At 68.4% G+C, this 21,311-nt stretch carries 22 protein-coding genes; 8 read left to right on the top strand and 14 right to left on the bottom strand.

Annotated features, from left to right (window positions below; translation table 11 throughout):
* The first annotated feature begins 66 nt into the window (after positions 1-66).
* A complete protein-coding gene (locus WJ12_RS06950) occupies positions 67-1,287 on the top strand; it encodes a CaiB/BaiF CoA transferase family protein (protein ID WP_069245622.1) in 1,221 nt (406 codons plus the stop codon).
* Positions 1,288-1,320: 33 nt separating this feature from the next.
* Here the strand turns inward: WJ12_RS06950 and WJ12_RS06945 are convergent, their stop codons facing one another.
* Complete coding sequence (locus tag WJ12_RS06945; protein WP_059556998.1) at positions 1,321-1,869, bottom strand: RBBP9/YdeN family alpha/beta hydrolase; 549 nt, start codon at positions 1,867-1,869, stop codon at positions 1,321-1,323.
* 157 nt (positions 1,870-2,026) lie between these two features.
* On the bottom strand, positions 2,027-2,236 hold the full coding sequence (locus WJ12_RS06940; protein WP_006497729.1) for an ornithine acetyltransferase: 210 nt from the start codon (positions 2,234-2,236) through the stop codon (positions 2,027-2,029).
* 253 nt (positions 2,237-2,489) lie between these two features.
* Between WJ12_RS06940 and WJ12_RS06935 the strand changes: the two genes are divergently transcribed.
* Complete coding sequence (locus WJ12_RS06935; protein ID WP_034191200.1) at positions 2,490-4,199, top strand: glutamine--tRNA ligase/YqeY domain fusion protein; 1,710 nt, start codon at positions 2,490-2,492, stop codon at positions 4,197-4,199.
* Between the two features lie 128 nt (positions 4,200-4,327).
* Here WJ12_RS06935 and WJ12_RS06930 read toward each other — a convergent pair whose 3' ends face one another.
* From WJ12_RS06930 to WJ12_RS06920, 3 genes are all read right to left on the bottom strand, one after another.
* Positions 4,328-4,798, bottom strand: a complete 471-nt coding sequence (locus WJ12_RS06930; RefSeq protein ID WP_049035811.1) for an NUDIX hydrolase — start codon at positions 4,796-4,798, stop codon at positions 4,328-4,330.
* A gap of 11 nt (positions 4,799-4,809) precedes the next feature.
* Positions 4,810-5,196 carry a hypothetical protein gene (locus tag WJ12_RS06925; protein WP_034191202.1) on the bottom strand — a complete coding sequence of 129 codons (387 nt, stop codon included), beginning with the start codon at positions 5,194-5,196 and terminating at the stop codon, positions 4,810-4,812.
* Between the two features lie 109 nt (positions 5,197-5,305).
* Positions 5,306-6,655, bottom strand: coding sequence for a cytochrome-c peroxidase (locus WJ12_RS06920; RefSeq protein ID WP_069245621.1), 1,350 nt, complete (start codon positions 6,653-6,655; stop codon positions 5,306-5,308).
* 223 nt (positions 6,656-6,878) lie between these two features.
* On the opposite strand from WJ12_RS06920, the gene WJ12_RS06915 reads away from it, so the two are divergent.
* Positions 6,879-8,465 carry an acid phosphatase gene (locus WJ12_RS06915; protein WP_059557001.1) on the top strand — a complete coding sequence of 529 codons (1,587 nt, stop codon included), beginning with the start codon at positions 6,879-6,881 and terminating at the stop codon, positions 8,463-8,465.
* A 96-nt stretch (positions 8,466-8,561) separates the two neighbouring features.
* On the opposite strand, the gene WJ12_RS06910 is transcribed toward WJ12_RS06915, so the two are convergent.
* The 6 genes from WJ12_RS06910 to WJ12_RS06885 are packed head-to-tail and all read right to left on the bottom strand — an operon-like array spanning position 8,562 to position 14,214.
* Positions 8,562-10,040, bottom strand: coding sequence for an alginate export family protein (locus WJ12_RS06910; RefSeq protein ID WP_069245620.1), 1,479 nt, complete (start codon positions 10,038-10,040; stop codon positions 8,562-8,564).
* Entirely contained in the window at positions 10,037-10,732 is a 696-nt protein-coding gene (locus WJ12_RS06905) for a YoaK family protein (RefSeq protein WP_049035816.1), read from the bottom strand. The genes WJ12_RS06910 and WJ12_RS06905 overlap by 4 nt, the downstream gene beginning before the upstream one ends.
* Complete coding sequence (locus WJ12_RS06900) at positions 10,729-11,646, bottom strand: glyoxalase (RefSeq protein WP_069245619.1); 918 nt, start codon at positions 11,644-11,646, stop codon at positions 10,729-10,731. Before WJ12_RS06900 ends, WJ12_RS06905 begins: the two co-directional genes overlap by 4 nt.
* Before the next feature lie 26 nt (positions 11,647-11,672).
* The gene (locus WJ12_RS06895; RefSeq protein ID WP_069245618.1) at positions 11,673-12,134 is read right to left on the bottom strand and encodes a DoxX family protein; all 462 of its coding nucleotides are present in this window, start codon (positions 12,132-12,134) and stop codon (positions 11,673-11,675) included.
* Between the two features lies 1 nt (position 12,135).
* Positions 12,136-14,028, bottom strand: coding sequence for an amidohydrolase (locus WJ12_RS06890; RefSeq protein ID WP_069245617.1), 1,893 nt, complete (start codon positions 14,026-14,028; stop codon positions 12,136-12,138).
* A gap of 18 nt (positions 14,029-14,046) precedes the next feature.
* A complete protein-coding gene (locus WJ12_RS06885; protein ID WP_059557006.1) occupies positions 14,047-14,214 on the bottom strand; it encodes a DUF1427 family protein in 168 nt (55 codons plus the stop codon).
* A 99-nt stretch (positions 14,215-14,313) separates the two neighbouring features.
* Between WJ12_RS06885 and WJ12_RS06880 the strand changes: the two genes are divergently transcribed.
* Positions 14,314-15,237, top strand: coding sequence for a LysR family transcriptional regulator (locus WJ12_RS06880; RefSeq protein ID WP_034186743.1), 924 nt, complete (start codon positions 14,314-14,316; stop codon positions 15,235-15,237).
* A gap of 63 nt (positions 15,238-15,300) precedes the next feature.
* Here WJ12_RS06880 and WJ12_RS06875 read toward each other — a convergent pair whose 3' ends face one another.
* Complete coding sequence (locus WJ12_RS06875) at positions 15,301-15,987, bottom strand: hydrolase (protein WP_034186742.1); 687 nt, start codon at positions 15,985-15,987, stop codon at positions 15,301-15,303.
* Between the two features lie 273 nt (positions 15,988-16,260).
* On the opposite strand from WJ12_RS06875, the gene WJ12_RS06870 reads away from it, so the two are divergent.
* Genes WJ12_RS06870 through WJ12_RS06855 form a run of 4 tightly spaced genes read left to right on the top strand, consistent with a single transcriptional unit; the run spans position 16,261 to position 19,491 of the window.
* Positions 16,261-16,521, top strand: a complete 261-nt coding sequence (locus WJ12_RS06870) for a XapX domain-containing protein (RefSeq protein ID WP_034186741.1) — start codon at positions 16,261-16,263, stop codon at positions 16,519-16,521.
* Between the two features lie 25 nt (positions 16,522-16,546).
* Positions 16,547-18,127, top strand: a complete 1,581-nt coding sequence (locus tag WJ12_RS06865; RefSeq protein ID WP_069245616.1) for a cation:proton antiporter — start codon at positions 16,547-16,549, stop codon at positions 18,125-18,127.
* Between the two features lie 52 nt (positions 18,128-18,179).
* Positions 18,180-18,572 (top strand): OsmC family protein, encoded by a 393-nt coding sequence (locus WJ12_RS06860; RefSeq protein WP_034186739.1) that lies wholly within the window; start codon positions 18,180-18,182, stop codon positions 18,570-18,572.
* A gap of 34 nt (positions 18,573-18,606) precedes the next feature.
* Positions 18,607-19,491, top strand: a complete 885-nt coding sequence (locus tag WJ12_RS06855) for a pirin family protein (RefSeq protein ID WP_034186738.1) — start codon at positions 18,607-18,609, stop codon at positions 19,489-19,491.
* A 63-nt stretch (positions 19,492-19,554) separates the two neighbouring features.
* On the opposite strand, the gene WJ12_RS06850 is transcribed toward WJ12_RS06855, so the two are convergent.
* Together WJ12_RS06850 and bcsG are read right to left on the bottom strand one after the other, a co-directional pair.
* Positions 19,555-19,752, bottom strand: a complete 198-nt coding sequence (locus WJ12_RS06850; RefSeq protein ID WP_034186737.1) for a hypothetical protein — start codon at positions 19,750-19,752, stop codon at positions 19,555-19,557.
* Complete coding sequence (bcsG, locus tag WJ12_RS06845) at positions 19,734-21,290, bottom strand: cellulose biosynthesis protein BcsG (RefSeq protein ID WP_069245615.1); 1,557 nt, start codon at positions 21,288-21,290, stop codon at positions 19,734-19,736. The genes WJ12_RS06850 and bcsG overlap by 19 nt, the downstream gene beginning before the upstream one ends.
* Positions 21,291-21,311: the final 21 nt, after the last annotated feature.

Raw genomic sequence — 21,311 nt, 5'->3', positions numbered from 1 at the left:
ATGCTCGGCATGCCAATCGGCCTTGCCCGACAAGGCAGGTCAGCCATGAAAGGAGACGATTCGACGATGGGTGCCCTGAGCCATATCCGCGTGCTGGACCTCACCCGCGTGCTCGCGGGCCCGTGGTGCGCGCAGACCCTTGCCGATTTCGGCGCGGACGTGATCAAGGTCGAGCGCCCGGGCGCCGGCGACGACACGCGCCACTGGGGGCCGCCGTACCTGAAGGACGCGGACGGCGCGGATACCGCCGAGGCCGCGTACTACCTCGCGGCGAACCGCAACAAGCGCTCGGTGACGATCGACATCGCGACGCCCGAAGGCCAGCAGATCGTGCGCGAGCTCGCCGCGCAAAGCGACGTCGTGCTCGAGAACTACAAGGTCGGCCAGTTGAAGAAATACGGGCTCGATTACGCGTCGCTGCGCGCGGTGAAGCCCGATCTCGTCTACTGCTCGGTCACCGGCTTCGGCCAGACGGGCCCGTACGCGCACCGCGCGGGCTACGACTTCATCGTGCAGGGGATCGGCGGCTTCATGAGCATCACCGGCGAGCGCGACGGCGAGCCGGGCGGCGGCCCGCAAAAGGCCGGCGTCGCGATCGCCGATCTCGCGACGGGCCTCTATTCGACGATCGCGGTGCTCGCCGCGCTCGCGCACCGCGACCGCACCGGCGAAGGCCAGTACATCGACATGGCGCTGCTCGACGTGCAGGTCGCGCTGCTCGCGAACATGAACACCAACTTCCTCGCGAGCGGCAAGCCGCCGGTGCGCTGGGGCAACGCGCATCCGAACATCGTGCCGTACCAGACGTTCCAGACGCGCGACGGCTGGATCATCGTCGCGGTCGGCAACGACGGGCAGTTCCGCAAATTCGTCGAGGCCGGCGGCCGGTCCGAGCTGGCCGACGACGAGCGCTTCGCGACGAACCCGTCGCGCGTGCGCCACCGCGACACGCTGGTGCCGATCCTCGCGGAGATGGTGAAGGCGCGCGGCAAGGCCGACTGGATCGCCGTGCTCGAAGCGGCCGGCGTGCCGTGCGGCCCGATCAACGATCTCGACGAGGTGTTCGACAACGAGCAGGTGGTCGCGCGCGGGATGCAGGTATCGCTGCCGCACCCGTGCGGCGCGGACGTGAAGCTCGTGCGCAACCCGATCCGGATGAGCGCGACGCCGCCCGACGCGCGCACGGCCCCGCCGCTGCTCGGCGCGCAGACCGACGACGTGCTGCGCGAGATGCTCGGCTACGACGACGCGCGGATCGCCGCGTTGAAGGCGAAGCAGGCGATCTGACGCGCCGGGCTCGCGCGGCGGCGGCTCGCCCGCCTACCGCGCGAGCGCGTCGAGCCAGCCGCGGGCGGCCGGCCAGTCGCCGAGCCCGCTGTCCGCGTTGAGGTGGCCGCGCGGGCCGATGTCACGGAATTCGCTGCCCCACGCGTGCGCGCAGCCGCGCGCGAACGCGAGCGACCCGTACGGATCGTCGCTGCTCGCGACGACGCAGGTCGGAAACGGCAGCCGCTCGCGCGGCACCGGGCCGAAGCCGTGCGCGTCGGCCGGAAACGCCGGTCCGGCGGGATCGGGCAACGCGACCAGCAGCGCGCCGCGCACTTTCGCGAGCGCGGCCGGACGCGCATAGCGCGTCGCCCACCACGCGGCGGTCAGCGTGCCGAGGCTGTGGGCGGCGATCACCACGGGCCCGCGCGCGGCTTGGACCGCGCGGTCGAGCGCGAGACACCAGCCGTTGCGGAACGCGCGGTCCCAGTCGGGCATCGCGACACGCGAAAAGCGCGCATCGGCACGCTCCCAGCGGCTCTGCCAGTGAAGCGGGCCGGAATTGCCGTAGCCCGGCAAGACGAAAACGAAGGGGTCGCTCATGGCGGGGTTCGTCGACGAATGGAATCGTGTGGTGGCGTCGACGAAGTGTCGCATACCCTCCTCTCCCTGATGCTGCCTGTCAAAAAACCGGAGGATGTGCGTGAGGAGCGAGCGGGCCGCGACGTCGATTCAGGTCGACGTCACGGCCGTCCTGCGTTCAGCGGACGCCAGCGCCGACCAGGCCGCCTGCCGCCGCACCGGCGACCGTGCCGACCGGGCCGCCCGTGATCAGGTAACCGAGTGCGCCGCCCGCGGCCGCGCCGATCCCGGCATTACGCTGCGTATGCGTCATCGCGCATGCGCCGAGTTGCGACAGGGCCGCGACGATCACCGCGGTACGAACGAGAAAAGTGGTCTTCTTCATCATGGTTATTGGCTTCCTCCCGCCAGGCAAAAAATACGAATGGCGGCGTTGAATCGGTAAAGCCATCATAGGAAAACCCGAACGGCGCGGGCAATCCGATTTACGTCGTGTTACAGCCGACACACACTCGATATATTGCGGCGCGCATCGCGCACGCAGGGTACCGGACCCGCGACCCGCGCGGGACGGACCCCGGTCAGGTAGAATTACAGGATTAAACCGGCGCGACGCGCCGACACAACCTGACGCCAACCGCATGAGCACCGAACGCAACGACGCCCCCGCGGCTTCCAATTTCATCCGTAACATCATCGACGACGACAACCGCACCGGCAAATGGGGCGGACGCGTTGAGACGCGCTTCCCGCCCGAGCCGAACGGCTATCTGCACATCGGCCATGCGAAGAGCATCTGCCTGAACTTCAGCGTCGCGCGCGACTACGGCGGCGTGTGCCACCTGCGCTTCGACGACACGAACCCGGAAAAGGAAAGCGTCGAGTACGTCGATTCGATCGTCGACGCGGTGCGCTGGCTCGGTTTCGACTGGCGCAAGGACGCGGTCGATCATCAGTATTTCGCGAGCGACTACTACGACAAGCTGTACGAGTTCGCCGAGCTGCTGATCAAGCGCGGCAAGGCGTATGTCGACAGCCAGAGCGCCGACGAAATGCGCGCGAACCGCGGCTCGCTGACGGAAGGCGGCAAGCCGTCGCCGTTCCGCGACCGCACGCCGGAGGAAAACCTCGACCTGTTCCGCCGCATGAAGGCCGGCGAGTTCAAGGAAGGCGAGCACGTGCTGCGCGCGAAGATCGACATGGCTTCGCCGAACATGAACATGCGCGATCCGGTGATCTACCGGATCCGCTACGCGCACCACTACCGCACCGGCGACGCCTGGTGCGTGTATCCGATGTACGACTACACGCACTGCATCTCGGATGCGCTCGAAGGCATCACGCATTCGCTGTGCACGCTCGAATTCGAGGATCACCGCCCGCTGTACGACTGGGTGCTGAACGAACTCGCGGAAGCCGGCGTGTTCACGCGTCCGCTGCCGCAACAGATCGAATTCTCGCGCCTGAACCTCACGTACGCGATCACCAGCAAGCGCAAGCTGCTGCAGCTCGTCACCGAAGGCCACGTCGACGGCTGGGACGACCCGCGGATGCCGACGATCGTCGGCGTGCGCCGTCGCGGCTTCACGCCGGAGAGCATCCACCTGTTCTGCGAGCGGATCGGCGTGACGAAGATCGATTCGTGGATCGACATGAGCATCTTCGAGGGCGCGCTGCGCGACGACCTCGACGACAAGGCCGCGCGTACGGTCGCGGTGCTCGATCCGCTGAAGCTCGTGATCGACAACTATCCGGAAGACCTCGAGGAAGCGTGCACGGCGCCCGTGCATCCGCACCACCCGGACCGCGGCGTGCGCACGTTCCCGATCTCGCGCGAGCTGTGGATCGAGCGCGAGGATTTCGTCGAGAACCCGCCGAAGGGCTATTTCCGCCTGTTCCCGGGCAACAAGGTGCGCCTGCGCTACGGCTACGTGATCGAATGCACGGGCTTCGACAAGGACGCCGACGGCAACGTGACGGCCGTGCACTGCAACTACTTCCCGGACAGCAAGTCGGGCACCGAAGGCGCGAACACGTACAAGGTCAAGGGCAACATCCACTGGGTCAGCGCGAAGCATGCGCAGCCGGCCGAAGTGCGGATCTACGACCGCCTGTTCAAGGAGCCGCATCCGGACGCGGGCGGCGCGAACTTCCTCGAGGCGCTGAACCCCGATTCGAAGAAGATCGTGCAGGCTTATCTGGAGCCCGGTAACGGCGACATCGCGCCGGAAACGCGCCTGCAGTTCGAGCGTCACGGCTACTTCGTTGCCGACCGTGTCGATTCGAAACCGGGCAAGCCGGTGTTCAACCGGATCGTCGGGCTGCGCGACAGCTGGGGCAAGCCGGCCTGACGGCCTGCTCGGCGCGCGGCGGCGGCTTCGGGCGCCGCCCTCGCGTCACCCCAAAAAAAACCGGCCCAAGTGCCGGTTTTTTTGCGCGCATCGAAACGGCACGCCGCGGCGGGAGCCGCCGCACACGCTCATGCGCCCGCCAACCGCCGATGCAGGTCCGCCAGCGACAGCTTCGTGCGAAACAGCCGCGCGAGGCTGCGGCTCGCATATGCGTCGACGTCGCCCGGCGCGGTCCAGCGGTACGCATCCATCTCGGGAATCATCGAGCCGTCGCGACGGCTCGGGAACAGCGACGTGCACGTGCAGTGCGCGGGATCGATCTCGCCTGCGGCCACCCGCACCGCGAACAGGTGCAGATCCTTGTCGTGACGATAGGAAAACCGGCCGAGATCGAGCAGCCGCGCCGGCGCGAGCTCGATGCCGGTTTCCTCGAGCAGCTCGCGCAGCGCGGCGTCGGCCGGCGTCTCGCCGGGCTCGCCCTGCCCCTTCGGGATGTCCCAGTGCGTGGTATCCGTCGCGTGCGCGAGGAACACGCGGCCGGCCGCATCGAGAATCACGACGCCGCACGACACCGTGCGCGGCGCGCCGCCCCGCTTCATCGCGCGTGTGCTCAGCGCTTCTGCAACTGCCACTTGCCCGTGGCCGTCTTGCAGTAGACGGGCTTGAGCGTCATCGTCTGGCCCTTCGCGGTGATGTCGGTGGTGATTTCGCGGCAGGTCTTGCCGTCCGTCTCGGTCGTGGTCGGCGTGAGCTTCGCGTCGATCTGCGTGCCGCGGCCGCTGCTCTGCCACGTCGTGGTTTCGCCGTCCTTGCCTTCGTCGCGCGCCTGCACGACGGCCTTCGAGAGCGACGCGCGGTCGGCGTTGCTGAAATAGCTGATCGGCGTGTCGTTCAGGAAGCTCAGGTTGTTCTGCGCATGGGCGGGCAGCATCGCGGCTGCGCACGCGGCGCCGGCCAGCACACGCGTGACGACGGAAAGGGATGCGCGCATCGACATGTTTTTCTCCTTGGATGTTCGATCGAACGGCGCGCTGCGGGCCGGCGAACCGGCCCGCAGCGCGCCCGTCAGCGAGCGAGCATAGCATGCGTGCCGGCGGCAGCGCCTTCTAGTGCCCGGCCGGCGCGGCCGTTTGCTGATATCCGTCAGTCAGCGTGCCGAGGAACGCGATCACGTCCTTGATCTCGGCCGCGTTCAGCGCCGGCTGCTCGCCGCGCTTGCGGTCGAACGGCGGCTCGCGGTTGATGTTCGGCCAGTAGCGCTTCGGCAGGTCGTCGTAGATCTGCACCTTGCCGTGCACGACCGGGTAGAACTTCTCCGGATGGATGTCGCGCTCGACGTAGAAGCGCATCACGTCCTCGAGCGTGTGATACACGCCGTTGTGGAAAAACGTCTTGCGCAGCGCGACGTTGCGCAGCGACGGCGTGCGGAACAGCCCGCAGAATTCGTCGCGGCCCTTCAGGTCGGTGCGCTCGGGACCGCACGCGCCGAGATCGTAAAAGCGCGGGTCGCGGTTGACGGGCAGCGCGCGGTTGCGCGGCACCGCGATCGCGATCAGCCCGAAATCGCTGAACTGCGGCGGGCCGCCTTCGAGCGTGCGCTGGCTGATGTGGCAACTCGCGCAGTTGCCCTTCTTCTCGTCGTTGAACAGCTGCAGGCCGTGCAGCTCGGCAGGCGTGAGCCGCGCGCGGCCGGCCAGATACGCGTCGTACTTGCTCGTGTACGGATCGAACAGCGCCGGCTGCTGCTGGAATGCGTCGAGCGCGCGCAGCACGGCATCGAACGTTGCCCGATCGTCGCCGAGGACCTGATCGCCGAACGCCTTGCGGAACGCGTCGGCATACGGCGCGGCGCGAACCGCCTTCGCCACCCGTGCGGGCGAGCTGCTCATCTCGAACGGCGACGTGAGCGGAATGCGCGCCTGCGCGTCGCGCGTGTCGACACGGCCGTCCCAGGTCAGGCCGCCGGTCGGACCCGCGTCGATGCTTTCATCGCCTTCGTCCGGCGAATCGTGGAAGTGCTCGCTGAACGGCGGAATGCCGCGCAGGTATTTCAGCGACGGCACCGCGCGAAAACCGCTACGGTGCATGTCGTCGCCGCCGAGCTGCACCGACAACGCGTTCGGCGGCCCGAACGCATGCTCGGCGCTATGGCACGACGCACAGGCGAGCTTGCCGGACCCGGACAGCGACGGATCGAAGAACAGTTGCTTGCCGAGTGCCGTCATCTGCTTCACGCCCTCGAACACCTGCGCGCGCGTCTGCGGCTGGCTGGCTGGCGCGACCGCCGGGCCGGCCGACGCGGCCTGAGCCGCCGGTACGACGGACGCGGCCGACGCGGTCGTGCCGGGCCGCGCATCGCAACCGGCGAGCGCCGCGAGTCCGCCCGCGAGTGCCAGCGCGGCCGCGGCGGAGATCAGCGATCGCGCGGACGCGAGGGATTTCAGAAGGGTGTGCATCGTCGTTGTTCTGGTAGCGGTGGGCGATCGGCCGGAGCTTATGTCAGTTCCATGACCGTTCAATGACGTTCCACCGACAGTCAATTGAAAGCGCGCCTACACCCGGCTGTCAAATCGGTTCCAGATAATGCGCGCTGCCGGGCGGTACCGCGAGGTTCGTGCGCCGGCCCTCCCGCCACCCGGTTCCCACACGCGACCAACGACGAATGAGAGAGAACATCGCATGAAGAAGCACGCCTGGATTCGCTACACGCCGATCGCCCTTGCGGCCGCGCTCAGCCTGACCGCCTGCGGCGGCGACGATGTCACGCAGCAAGGCCTGTCCGCCGTCAAGAACGTCGTCGTGATCTATGCGGAAAACCGCAGCTTCGACAACCTGTACGGCAACTTCCCGGGCGCGAACGGCCTGCAGAACGCGACGGCCGCGAACTCGGTGCAGAAGGATCGCGACGGCTCGACGATGGCGACGCTGCCGAAGATCTGGGGCGGCCTGACCGCGACCGGCATCACGCCGGCGGTCACCGAGGCGATGACGGCGAACTTGCCGAACGCGCCGTTCGCGATCGACGACCCGAAGGGCTTCAACCAGTCGATGAGCATCGCCACGCGCGACATCGTGCATCGCTTCTACCAGGACCAGATGCAGATCAACGGCGGCAAGAACGACATGTACGCCGCCTGGACCGACGCGGGCGGCCTGACGATGGGCCACTACACCGCGGATCCGTCGAAGCTGCCGCTGTGGAAGATCGCGCAGCAGTACGTGCTCGCCGACAACTTCTTCATGGGCGCGTTCGGCGGTTCGTTCCTGAACCACCAGTACCTGGTCTGCGCGTGCGCACCGTACTACCCGAACGCCGACAAGAGCCCCGCGGCCGGCAAGATCGCCGTGCTGAATGCCGACGGCAAGTCGCTGAAGGTCGCGACGAACTCGCCGGCCTCCGCGCTGAGCGGCCCGCCGAAGTTCGTCAACGACGGCGCGCTCACGCCCGACTTCTACGGCATCAACACGATGCAGCCGGCGTATCAGCCGAGCGGCAACAAGGCGGCCACGGGCGGCGACCCGTTGCTGGCCGACCCGGCGAATCCGTCGACGATGCCGCCGCAGACGGCGACCAATATCGGCGACCTGATGACCAACGCAGGCGTGTCGTGGGCCTGGTACAGCGGCGCATGGGGCCAGGCGCTGCAGGCGAGCCAGAACGGCACGTCGAACGTGATCTACGGTGCCGATCTGTCGACGCCGAACTTCCAGCCGCACCACCAGCCGTTCAACTACTTCGCGAACCAGGCGCCGGGCACCGCGAGCCGCGCGCAGCACCTGCTCGACGGCGGCGCGAACGGCGCCGAGTTCATCAAGGCGATCGACGCGGGCACGCTGCCGCAGGTCGCGTTCTACAAGCCGCAGGGCAACCTGAACGAACACCCGGGCTACACGGACGTGACCTCCGGCGACCAGCACATCGCCGACGTGATCGCGCACCTGCAGGCCAGCCCGCAGTGGAAGAACATGGTTGTCGTCGTCACGTACGACGAAAACGGCGGCTTCTGGGATCATGCCGCGCCGCCGAGCGCCGACCGCTGGGGCCCGGGTACGCGCATTCCGGCACTGATCGTGTCGCCGTACGCGAAGAAGGGCTTCGTGGACCACACGCAGTACGACACGGGTTCGATCCTGCGCTTCATCACGCGCCGCTTCTCGCTGCCGCGCCTCGCGGGCCTGCAGCAGCGCGACGACGCGCTGAAGGCGAACGGCGGGCAGCCGATGGGCGACCTGACGAACGCGCTCGCGCTGTCGCCGAACCTGTAACGGGCCCGCACCGACCGGGCCGGCGGCGAAGCCGGCCCGAACGCACGAAGGGCGGCCTGCCGGCCGCCCTTCTTTCATGCATCGCGTACCCGCGCGTTACCAGCCGTACTTCAGCTCGACGCCGACGTAGTCGGCGTTGTGCCCGCCCGCCTGCCGGATCGCATCGCCGACCTGGAAATGCACGGCCTCGATCGCGCCGATCAGGTTCGCGGCGATCGTCCAGTCCGCACGCAGCTGCACGTACATCCCCGTCCACAACCCGCCCTTGCCTGCCGTGCCCGGCACGACCGCGTTGCCCTGCTGGTAGACCGCATCGCCGGTCGTCTCGCGCCACTGGAAACCGAGCGCGCCGAGCAGCGACAGGTTCGCCGACGGCTTCAACGTCACGGACGGCTTCACGTGGATCAGGTTCGAGTAACCCGTGAATCCCGCCAGCGTGAAGTAATAGCCGTTCGGAAACAGCGGGTTGAAGGTGCCGACGCGGCCGTCGTGCGGATGCCGGTCGCCCGACGCCGCATCGACCTGCAGCGCGACGCGCGGCGACCACGGCGCGTCGAGCCGGTAGCCGGCGATCGAGCCGACCGCCCACGCGCGGATCGAACTGCTGCCGACCGTGCCCGTCTGCAGCATCGTCTCGAGATCCCAGTCGAAGCGGCCCTGCGTGCCCGTGTACCGCAGGTCCCACACGTCGCGCCGCTCGGCGCCGCTCGCATCGAGAAAGCGCGCGTTGCTGCGGTTGTAGCGCGACCAGTAGCCGGACAGGTCGCCGGGCCCGACCGACTGCCGCTCGAAGCGCACGCCGCTGAAGGTGAGATCGCGGTTCGACACGTCGTCGAACGCGGACACGGTGCGGTTCTGCACCGGCTGCGTCGCATACCCGATGAAACGCCACTTCCGGTACTCGTAGTCGGCCCACACCGCATCGAACGCCTGCCGCACGTTCGGGCCGTCGCGCGCGGCGATGAAGCGCTGCAGGTCGAACGCCATCTCCTGGCGGCCGACGCGGAACTTGACCGTGCCGCCGCCGAGCGCACCCGTGTAGGTCACGAAGGCCTGTTCGAGATCGAGCGGATTCTTGTCGACCGGCGAAATCGTGTTCTTGCCGAACGCGCGGTCGTCCTGCAACTGCACGAAGAATTGCCAGTGCTGGCCGAGATGCGCATCGGCATGCACTTCGACGCGCTGGATCAGGTACGTGTCCGATTGCGCGGAGCCGATGCCGAACAGCGGTGCATCGTTGGTCTCCAGGCGCTCCCGCAGGTTCACGCCGAGCGACAGATAGGCGGCCGGATCGTTGCCGAGCGGAATGTACTTCAACTCGTCGAGCGGCGCGCGCGGCACGCACGGATTCGCGAGCACCGACCAGTCTTCCTGCCAGCGATTGAACAGCACGGTCGGCCGCTTGGCCGTACAGGTCGATGCGGCGCCTTCGGCGGCCGACGTCGTGGTCGCGGCGGTTGCCGTTTCCGCGCAGGCGGCATCGGCGCCCGCGAGCAGCAAGCCCGCGACGACCGACGCCCGGGCCGCACGATCGAAGCGGCGCGCGCGACGATGCCGTTCCCGCCGCCGGCTCATGCGTGCTCCGGCTTGACGGTGCCGGCCGCTTGCGACGCGCGCAGCGCGAGCACCGCCAGCGCGCAGACGGGCGCGAGCAACGCCGGAAACCCGACGTAGCGGAACCCGAGCGCACCGCATGCCGCGCCGAGCGCGAACGCGACGATCGCCGGCAGCATCTTCGCGAAGCGCGCGCGGGCGGCCGCGCGCACGCTGTCGGCCGTGCCGGCGGACAGGATATCGACGACGTCGAGGATCGCCTGCGTGACGTTGCCGGTCATCACCGTGTTCGGCACGCCGGCGCGCGGGATCACGCGCGGATGCGCGTTCTGCACGCCCATCGCGAACGTGCCGACGATGCCGGCCACGAGCGCCGGCAGGCTGTCGGGCTGCGTGACGGGGGTCGCCCACACGCCGGCCGCGCAGAAGCCGAGCAGCAGCACGGCCTGTACCGCATGCAGCGCACGCGTACCCTGCCAGGCCGGCCGCGCGGACATCGACCGCGCGATCAGGCTGCTCGCGATCACGCCGCACACGAACGCGGGAAACACGCTGAGCTTCAGCACGACACCCTGGCCGAAGCCCGCGATGCCCGCGCCGATCAGCACGAAGTTGCCCGTCACGTGCGCGGTGAACAGCCCGAACAGCGCGACGAAGCTCAGCGTGTCGACGAAGCCGGCCACCGCGGCAAGAATCGTATCCTCGTGCTTCATCGCGCCGCGCCCGCGTGGATCTCGGCGACGTAGCCGCCCGGGAACTGCACGAGCGCCGCATCGCGGCCGTCCGACGCGAACGGCGGCACGAGCACGGTCACGCCCGCGGCCTGCGCCTGCTTCAGCGTCGCGGCGAGATCGCGCACTTCATAGCCGGTCATCTCGCGGCCGAACGGGTAGGGCAAATGGCCGTCGGTGGCGAGCACCGTCATCTTGCCGAAGCCCGATTCGATGCGGATGCGCCGGTACGTGTCGTTCGGCCGGCCGATCTCGACGCCCGGCGCGCGGCGCACGTCGGACACCACCTTGCCGTGCGAGAACGCGACGAAGTCGCGCACGAGCGTGTCGGCGCTTTCCGGCGACACGTACACGCGGTTCTCGGGCACCGTCTCCAGCGCATCGTAGTGCGGCGCTTCCGTATGCCAGTACAGCTGCATGTTCACGCCGCCCGGCCAGCGGATGATCGCGTCGCGGCCGATCGGGTCGGGGAACGTGTCGACCACCACGTCCGCGCCGTGCGCGCGCGCCGACTTCATCGCGACGTCGAGATCGGTGACGAGATAACCGGTGCGCTCCGCGCAGAACGGATACGGGATCGGCGTCTTGAAGCCGAACACCGAGACCGTGCCGACCGGCGTGAGCACGAGCTGCGACATCGTCTGGCTCGGCGTGGGCGTAACCTGGAACACGCCCTGCTTCGACTTCTTGCCGCCGAAGGTCGCGACGAAGCTGTCGGTGAAGCGATCGAAGTCCTCGGGCGCCACGCACACGTGCGTCGTGTCGTACTGCGGGCCGACGGCCACGGCCGGCGTCGCGCCAGCCTTCGTGACCGGCGTCTTCGCGAATGCGACCGGCGCGACGGCGAGACCGCCCGCGATCATTGCGGCGAGCAACACGGAACGAATGGATTTCATGAAGGGTTTTCCTGGTTGTGTCGTCGTCATCGAGTCGTGCGGCCGTCACCGGCCGCGTGCTTCGTATCGGCGAGCAGTGTCGCGAGCACGAGTGCCGCGATCAGTCCGAGATGCTCGAAAAAGCTGTTGAGTGCCATGAAATGCTCGGCGCCCGTGCGGTTCCAGAAATCGTTCGCCACCGCCATCGCGACCAGCGTCAGCATACCGAGGCTGCCGGCACCGAGCCAAGTGAAGCGGTTGAACACCACGCACAGCGAGCCGGCGATCTCGACCGCGATCGCGAGCGCCGCCCACAGCGCGGCCGGGTGCAGGCCGAAATGCGCCTGCTCCGCGACCGCGCCGCCGAAGTCCAGCGCCTTCGCGACGCCGCCGATCAGGTACGCGGACACCAGCGCCAGCCGCACGAGCGGCAGGACCCACGGCTGCGCCAGCAGCGCACGGACCCATGCCGGGTTGCCGACGCGGCCCGGGTTGGTCGGGATCGCCATGTCAGACCGCCCAGCACGAACAGCCGAACGCACCCCAGAAGCCCTTTGCATCCGAGGTCGGCAACGCGCGGCCCCACGCGCCCGCATGCGCATGCCCATGCACGTTGCACGCGCTCGAACAGCCGCACGCGGCGGCCGCTGCCGCCGCACGCTGCAGCGGTGCACCGTCGTGCCGTGTCGCGCCCCAGCCGCCGTAACCGCCGTACTCGCGCACCGGCGACCAGTCGGGCATCGCGGGCGGAATCGGCGCATCGTGCGACGCGAACGGCCCCGCGCCCCACACGATCCGGCCGCCCACCACCGTCAGCAGCGCGGACGTGTCCACGATATCGTCCTCCGCGCAGGTGAAGAAATCGCGATCCGGGACCATCAGGTCGGCCAGTTGCCCGACCGCGATGCGCCCTTTTTTCCCCTCCTCGTTCGAGAACCACGTCACGTACTCGGTCCACATGCGCAGCGCGGTCTCGCGATCGAGCAGGTTGCGCCGAGGATACATCCGCAACCCGCCGACCGTCTTGCCCGTCACGAGCCACGCGAGCGACACCCACGGGTTGTACGACGCGACGCGCGTCGCGTCGGTGCCGGCCGACACCTTGAGCCCTTTCTCGAGCATCTTCGCGACCGGCGGCGTCGCCTCGGCCGCCTGCGCGCCGTAGCGTTCGACGAAGTATTCGCCCTGGTACGCCATCCGGTGCTGCACCGCGATGCCGCCGCCGAGCGCGGCGATGCGGTCCATCGATCGTTCGGAGACGGTTTCCGCATGATCGAAGAACCAATTGAGTCCGTCTAGCGGAATATCGCGGTTCACCTTCTCGAACACGTCGAGCGCACGACTGATCGTTTCGTCGTACGTCGCATGCATGCGCCACGGCCAGCGGTTCTGCGCGAGCACGCGCACGACGCCTTCGAGATCGTCTTCCATCTGTGCCGGCAAGTCCGGCCGCGCGACGCGGAAGTCCTCGAAATCGGCGGCGGAGAACACCAGCATCTCGCCCGCGCCGTTGTGGCGGAAATAGTCGGTGCCGTCGTGATACGTGACGCTCTTCGTCCAGTTCACGAAGTCTTCCTTCTCCGCGTTCGGCTTCTGCGTGAACAGGTTGTAGGCGATCCGCACCGTCATCTCGCCCGCGTCGTGCAGCTTGCGGATCACTTCGTAATCGTCGGGATAATTCTGCGAGCCGCCGCCCGCATCGATCACGCCCGTCACGCCGAGCCGGTTCAGCTCGCGCATGAAATGGCGCGTCGAGTTGTACTGGTAGTCGAACGGCAGCTTCGGCCCCTTCGCGAGCGTCGCGTAGAGGATCGTCGCGTTCGGGTTCGCCAGCAGCAGCCCGGTCGGGTTGCCCGCGTCGTCGCGCAGGATCGTGCCGCCCGGCGGCTCGGGCGTGTCCTTCGTATAGCCGACCACCCGCAATGCAGCCGCGTTCAACAGCGCGCGGTCGTACAGGTGCAGGATGAACACCGGCGTATCGGGCGCCACCGCATTGAGTTCGTCGATCGTCGGCAGGCGCTTCTCCGCGAACTGATGCTCGGTGAAGCCGCCGACCACGCGCACCCACTGCGGCGCGGGCGTGATCGCGACCTGGCGCTTGAGCATCTCCATCGCGACGGCGAGCGAACGCACGCCGTCCCAGCGCAGCTCGAGGTTGTAGTTCAGGCCGCCGCGAATCACGTGCGTGTGGTTGTCGATCAGGCCCGGCAGCACGGTGCGGCCGCCGAGGTCGACGACCTTCGTCGCGCGACCCGCGAGCGGCACGACGTCCGCGTTGCCGCCGACCGCGACGAAGCGGCCGTCCTTGATCGCGACGGCCGTCGCGACCGGGTTCGCACGATCGAGCGTCGTGATGCGCCCGTTGTGCAGGATGAGATCGGGTTGAGTATCGGTTGCGCTCATGAAGTGTCCTCGATGCGGTCAGAAGCCGAGCCAGTGACGAACCGGCGCGATCGCCTGTGCGCCGATCAGCATGCCGCCCAGGCCGACCAGCGCGATCAGCGGCGGTGCCGGCGAGCGCACCTTGATCACGCTGTATACGACGCCGATCAGCACGCCGGCGCCCAACGAAAGTAGATAAGATTCCATAACGATTTTTCTCCCGGCCGGATTAGAATCACCTGCATCGCGCGTTCCGCCTTCGCGGCACATCGCATCCGTTTCGCTTCCCTGCCATTCATTCCGACCATGCAACACCTCCCTGATCTCGAAGCCTGGGCCATCTTCGCGCGCGTCGCGGAGACCGGCTCGTTCGCGAAAGCCGCCGACCTGCTCGGCGTGTCGCAGCCGACCGTGTCGAAGGCGATCGCGCGCCTCGAAAAGCGCCTCGGCGCGATGCTGCTGTACCGCACGTCGCGCAAGCTGTCGCTCACGCCGACCGGCGAACTGCTGCGCGACCGCGCGATCCGCCTGCTCGCCGACGCCGAGCTGATCGAGAACGAAGCGTCCGCGCAGGCGCTCGAACCGCACGGCCTCGTTCGCGTGAATGCGCCGATGTCGTTCGGGCTGCGCCACCTGTCGCCGGTGCTGCCCGCATTTCTCGAGCGCTATCCGCGCGTCGACATCGACCTCGTGCTCACCGATCACATCGTCGACATCGTGTCCGGCGGCTTCGACGTCGCCATCCGCATCGCCGAGCTCAACGATTCGTCGCTGCGCTCGCGCCGCCTCTGCGCGGTGCGCCGGCCGCTCGTCGCGGCGCCGGCCTACCTCGACCGGCGCGGCCGCCCCGCGCACCCGCGCGACATCGACCAGCACGTGTGCCTCACCTACACGAACCTGCCGACACCCGAGCACTGGCGCTTCCGTCACCCGGCCTCGGGCGAGGAAGTCGGCGTGTCCGTGCACGGACGCATCCGCACCAACAACGCGGACGTGATCCTTCCCGCGCTCGTCGCGGGTCACGGCCTGGCGCTGCAGCCCGAGTTCCTCGTGTGGGAGGCGATGCAGCGCGGCGAACTCGAGGAAGTGATGAGCGACTGGAAGATCGCCGACATCAACGTGAACCTCGTCACGCCGCCCGGCATGCTGCGCGCCGCGCGCGTGACGGTACTGCTCGACTTCCTCGCGGAACACTTCTCGCACGCGCCGTGGGCATTGCCGGCAGCCTGAATGCGTGGCGGCCGATGACAGGCGATCGCCGCATTCCCCGCGGCGATCGCATCCGGCAGCCCGTTACTTCGCCGGCACCGGCGCGAGCGACTCGTGCGGCGTCGCGGTGCGCTGTGCGGCCTTGTGGACCATCGTGTAGGCGTAGTCGACCCCCATCCCGTACGCGCCCGAGTGCTCCTTCACGAGCGCCATCACCGCGTCGTACGTCTCGCGGCGCGCCCAGTCGCGCTGCCACTCGAGCACGACCTGCTGCCACGTGACGGGCACGACACCGGCCTGCACCATCCGCTGCATCGCGAAGTCGTGCGCGGCCTGCGACGTGCCGCCCGACGCGTCGGCCACCATGTAGATCTCGTAGTCGCCTTCGAGCATCGCGCACAGCGCGAACGTCGTATTGCAGACCTCGGTCCACAGGCCCGAGACGATCACCTTCTTGCGGCCGTTCGCGGCCAGCGCATCGCGTACCTTCTGGTCGTCCCACGAGTTCATCGACGTGCGTTCGAGCGTCTTCTGGTTCGGAAACACGTCGAGCAGTTCGGGATAGCTGTAGCCCGAGAAGCTGTCGCTTTCGACCGTCGTGATCGTGGTCGGAATGTCAAAGACCTTCGCGGCCTTCGCGAGCCCGACGACGTTGTTCTTCAGCGTCTGGCGATCGATCGACTGCACGCCGAACGCCATCTGCGGCTGCTGGTCGATGAAGATCAGCTGGCTGTTCTGCGGTGTCAGTACTTCGAGTTTCGGATTGCTCATGGCGCAAGGTGTCCTGTGAACGAAAAAAGGGAGGCCTGCCTCGGCCGTGAAAACGGGAGGAGCCGGAGATGCGTCGGTGCCGGATCGTCATCCGGCCCGAACATTTAATCCGCAAACGCGCGGCGCGAACACCCAAGAAATGGAATCGGTCCGATTCCGCAATCGATGCCCGATCCGGGCGACCCGCCCTTTTTTTCTTCATGTAAACCCGATACGCTTTCAAGACCTTGACGACGCGCGCCGCGCCTTCGTCGGCCATCACGGGAGCCCACCATGAAACCGTATTTCCTGTCACTGCTCGCCGGCATCCTCGCCGGCGTCATCTACGGCGCACTCGGCGTGAACTCGCCGGCGCCGCCGATCATCGCGCTCACCGGCCTGCTCGGCATGCTGGCCGGCGAACAGATCCTGCCGGTCGCGCGCCGGATGCTGTCCGGCCATCGGCTGAACACCGCATGGCGCGACGCACAGTGCAGCCAGCACATGTTCGGCGCGCTGCCGGGCGGCACGACGAACGACCGCAAGCCGTCGTGACGACTCCCTTCCCTGCCGGCCGCGCATGACCAACGTCGAACTGTTCCATTACCTGCTGTTGTTGATCTGCGGTGCGGGCGCGCTCACGTGGCTCGCCGAGCGCATCTCGATTCCACCGGCCGTCGTGCTGCTGCTCGGCGGCTGCGCGATCGCGATCGCCGGCAAGCGCGTGCCCGACATGGACCCGGCGCTGCTGCTCGCGGCCGTGCTGCCGCCGCTGCTGATGTCGAGCGGGTTCTACACCGCGTGGAAGGAGTTCCGGGAGCAACTCGCATCGATCACGTCGCTCGCGCTCGGCGCGGTGGCGTTCACGACCGTCGCGGTCGCACTCGCCGTGCATGCCGCGAACCCCGATCTGCCCTGGGCCGCGTGCTTCACGCTCGGCGCGATCGTGTCGCCGCCGGACGCGGTCGCCGCGAAGGCGATCCTGCAGCGCCACCCGCTGCCCGCGCGGCTCGTCGCGGTGCTCGAGGGCGAAAGCCTCGTCAACGACGCGTCGGGCCTGCTGCTGTACCAGATGGCCGTCTCGGCCGCGCTCGCCGTGTCGATCACGGCCGCGAGCGCCACCGGCCTGTTCTTCTCGCTCACGCTGATCGGCATCGCGGTCGGCCTCGCCTGCGGCCATGCGATGTGCTGGGTGCTGCCGCGCCTGCGCGATCCGATGCTCGGCATCGTCGTGACCTTCGCGATGGCGTGGGGCAGCTATGGCGTCGCGGAAGCCGTCGACGGCTCGGGCGTGCTGTCGGTCGTCACCTGCGGCCTGGTGCTCGGCGTGCGCCAGCACCGCGTGTTCGACGCCGACATGCGGATCAAGGCAAAGGCGACGTGGGAAGCGATCGTGTTCGTGCTCGACGCGCTCGTGTTCATTCTGATCGGTCTCGCGCTGCACGCGATCCTCGCGCGCGTGAACCACGAAGGCGCGGTGCTGATGGCCGGCCTGCGCGTCGCGCTGCCCGCCACCGCCGCCGCGATCGGCGCGCGCGTCGTGTGGGTATTCGCCGCGATGTGGCTGCCGGGCCGCCTGCGCGCGCCGCGCGCCGGGCATGCGCCGTGGTCGTGGCGCGAGGCCGTCGTGCTCGGCTGGTCGGGCATGCGCGGCGTCGTGAGTCTCGCGGCCGCGGTCGCGCTGCCGGCCAACTTCCCCGGCCGCGACCTGATCCTGTTCAGCACGTTCCTGCTGATCATCGCGACGCTCGTCGTGCAAGGCGGCACGCTTGCGCCGCTGATCCGCGTGCTGAAGCTGCGCCCGGCCGCGCGCCGCACGATGTCCGAGCATGCGGTGCGCGCGCATACCTTCGGCGCGGCGCTCGCCGAGCTCGACGCACGCGAGCAGCGCGGGTCGGATCTCGAGCGTCCGTCGCTCGACCGCCTGCTCGCCGAATACCGCAACCGCGTCACGTTCAACGAACGCGCGCACCGGCAAGGCGCCGAGCCCGCCGGCGTGCGCACGCGCATGCTGCGCGTGGAGCTCGAACTCGTCGGCGTGTCGCGCGGCGCGCTGCTCGACCTGCACCGCGACGGCAAGGTCGACGACGCGGTGCTGCACCGCATAGAATCGGAGCTCGATTTCGAGGAACTGCGGCTGCAGCGGCTGCTCGAACCGTAACGCCCGGCCGGCCACGCCGCCGGCCCGCCCCCTTTCCCCACCTGGAACTGCAATGAGCGAACTGTCCGTCGAAGCGAGCATCGGCTCGGTCGATTACCTCGTCCACTTCAGCGATGGCGTCCATCAGTGGCGTGCCGACGAACCGGCTGCGCTCGGCGGCGGCGACGCGGCGCCGACACCCGTCGCGCTGCTGTTGTCGAGCCTCGGCGCGTGCACCGCGATCACGCTGAAGATGTACGCGCAACGCAAGGGCTGGCCGCTCGCCGAAGTGCACGTGAAGCTCGCGCACGAATCGGGCGGCGCGGGCAGCACGATCGTGCGCCGCATCACGCTCGACGGCGACCTGACCGACGAGCAGCGCGACCGCCTGCTGCAGATCGCGAACGCGTGCCCGGTCCACAAGATCCTCACGCACCCGATCACGATCGACACGGCGATCGCCTGATCGCCTGTCGCACCGACCACGAGCCTCCCCCACCATGTCCGCCTCGATCAAGACCCTGCTCACGCCGCGCGAAAGCGACATCGGCAACCTCGTCGTGCGCCGCGTGCTGCCCGCGCGCGCCGCGCGCCTCGTCGGCCCGTTCATCTTCTTCGACGAAATGGGCCCGGCCGTGCTGCCGGCCGGCCGCGGCATCGACGTACTGCCGCATCCGCACATCGGGCTCGCGACGGTCACCTACCTGTTCGACGGCTCGCTGATGCATCACGACAGCCTCGGCTTCCGGCAAAAGATCGTGCCGGGCGACGTGAACTGGATGACGGCCGGTCGCGGCATCGTGCATTCGGAACGCTCGCCCGACGAGGATCGGCCGCGCGAGCAGCCGGTCCACGGGATCCAGACCTGGGTCGCGCTGCCGGTCGAACATGAAGACACCGCGCCCGCGTTCGTGCACCACGCGGCCGACACGCTGCCGTCGTTCACGCGCGACGGCGCGAACGTGCGCGTGATCGCGGGCACCGCGTTCGGGCTGGCGTCGCCGGTCGCCGTATTCTCGCCGACGCTTTATGCGTACGCGGAATTCACGCCGGGCGGCCGGCTCGCGCTCGATGCGGAGCATGACGAGCGCGGCGTCTATCTCGTCGACGGCGATCTCACCGTCGACGGCACGCCGCTCGCCGCGGCGACGATGGCCGTGCTCGAACCGGGCGCGACCGTCGCGCTCGCGAGCGCGAACGGCGCGCGCGTGATGCTGCTCGGCGGTGCGCACCTGCCGGGCGAGCGTTTCATCGAATGGAATTTCGTCTCGAGCGCGCGCGCGAAGATCGATGCGGCCCGCGCGGCATGGGCCGATCAAACCTTCGGCAAGGTGCCGGGCGAGGAACACGAATGGACGCGCCAGCCGGCGCGCAAGGCGCAATAGGCAGGATCGGCAGGACCGCCTGAGAGGAAGCGACGGCCGGCACCCACGCCGGCCGTCTTGCGTTTACGGCTTCAATCCCATCAGCTTCGCCAGCGTCGGCCAGCGATCGAGCGATTCGACGAACGCGCGCCGCGCCTGCTCGTCGACATACCGTTCGGGATCGAGCGCGGGCAGGTGCCGCGACAGACCGATCACGTCGTTGGGTTGCGACAGGCGATCGTCGTCGCCGTCGCCGGGAAGGATTAGTGTTCGTCGATCCATACGCCGTCCGGAGTTTTCACCGCGTAACCCGCGGCCGTCTGCATCGTCACCGTGCCCTCGTTTTCGCCGACCATGCGCGTGCGCGGCAGGTCCGCCGCGTATTGCGCGAGCGTCGTGCCCGGCTTGAACGGGCTGTTCGACACCAGGTTCGACAGCAACTGCGCGAGCGCGAGGAAGCTGGTCGGCTGGTCGATCACGGTCGTTGCCCCATGGTTGCCGGCGAAACCGACGAGCCGCACGCCGACCGGGCCGTGCACGATGCGCGGCGTCGGGATTTCGCGCAGGCCTGCAATCTGATTCTCGTCGCCGCGCAGCGCGGCGCCGTGCTCGGGCACGAACACGATCACCGCGCGGCGGCCCGATTGCGCGATCAGGTCGGCGAGCCGGTCGAAGTCGGTCATCAGCTTCGTCGCGCGCTGCGGATACGAGTCGATGCTCGTCAGCGCGCTGCCGACGACACGGTTGCCGTCATGCAGGCTGATCGTGTTGTAGTACAGCGCGACGGGCCCCGGCACCGACGCGCGCTGCGCGTACCAGTTCGCGAGCGTCGAATAGTCCTCCTTGATCGGCGAGCCGTCGAACGCGTGCATCGCGACGGGCGCGGCCGCGTTCGAGATCATCGGCGCATCGGCCACGCCGATGTTGTCGTGAATCACCTGCAGGAAGTTGTCGAAATGGCCGTCGTGGTTCAGCAGCGACTGCACCGAGTAGCCGGCGCGCGCCAGTTGCGAGAACAGGTAGCACTGCTGCGGCGCGGGCTTGTACAGGTCCGCGTGCGCCTCCTGCCCGCAGCTCGCGCGCAGCACGCGGATCGCCGCCGGGCCGCTGTAGCTCGCGGCCGTGCTGAAGTTCGTGAACAGGTAGTCGAAGTGGCTCAGCATCGGATGGTTGCGCACCTTCGCCGCATCGAGATCGTCCCACGACAGCGAGCAGATGTGCAGCACGATCACGTCGAACTGCGTGGCCGGATCCTGGCCGAGATGGCCGAACGCCACCTGCCGCTGCGACTCCTGGGCGCGGAACGTCACCAGCGCCGCGTTGTGATCCTCGGGCTGGTCGGCGCGCGTGGCGCCCGTCGCGTTCGCCTGCTGCGGGGCCGGCGCGACGACGCGCGCCATCAGCCCGCTGCCGGCCTGCCACAGCGGCATCGCGATCAGCACGGCCAGCACGAACGTCGCGACGCGCAGCCAGCGGTTCACGATGAAATAGACGATCAGCGCGCCGGCGACCGTCAGCACCAGCAACGGCGGCAGCAGGCGCGGCAGCAATTCCATCCAGTAGTCGAAACGGAACGTGCTCACTTCGCGCGCGGCATCGACGAGGCGCGCGAGCGGCGGCGCGTGCATCTCGCGCGCGAGCAGCGGCACCGCGATCGCGATCGCCGCGATCTGCCGCACGATGCGCCACGCGCGCCGCCGGATCGGCGCGCTCGCCGCGAGCGCCACCGCGAACGCGAGGTTCGCGAGCCAGAACGGCTGCAGGTGCCCGGTCGCGAACAGCGCGAACTTCAGGATGAAATACAGATTCCAGAACGTCATCTAAACCACTCCATGATGGGC

Origin of the sequence: Burkholderia seminalis, from assembly GCF_001718535.1 — a bacterium.
Taxonomy (GTDB): domain Bacteria; phylum Pseudomonadota; class Gammaproteobacteria; order Burkholderiales; family Burkholderiaceae; genus Burkholderia; species Burkholderia seminalis.
Note: the sequence above shows the minus strand (reverse complement) of the source record. Positions and strands in the feature narration are given on the sequence as shown.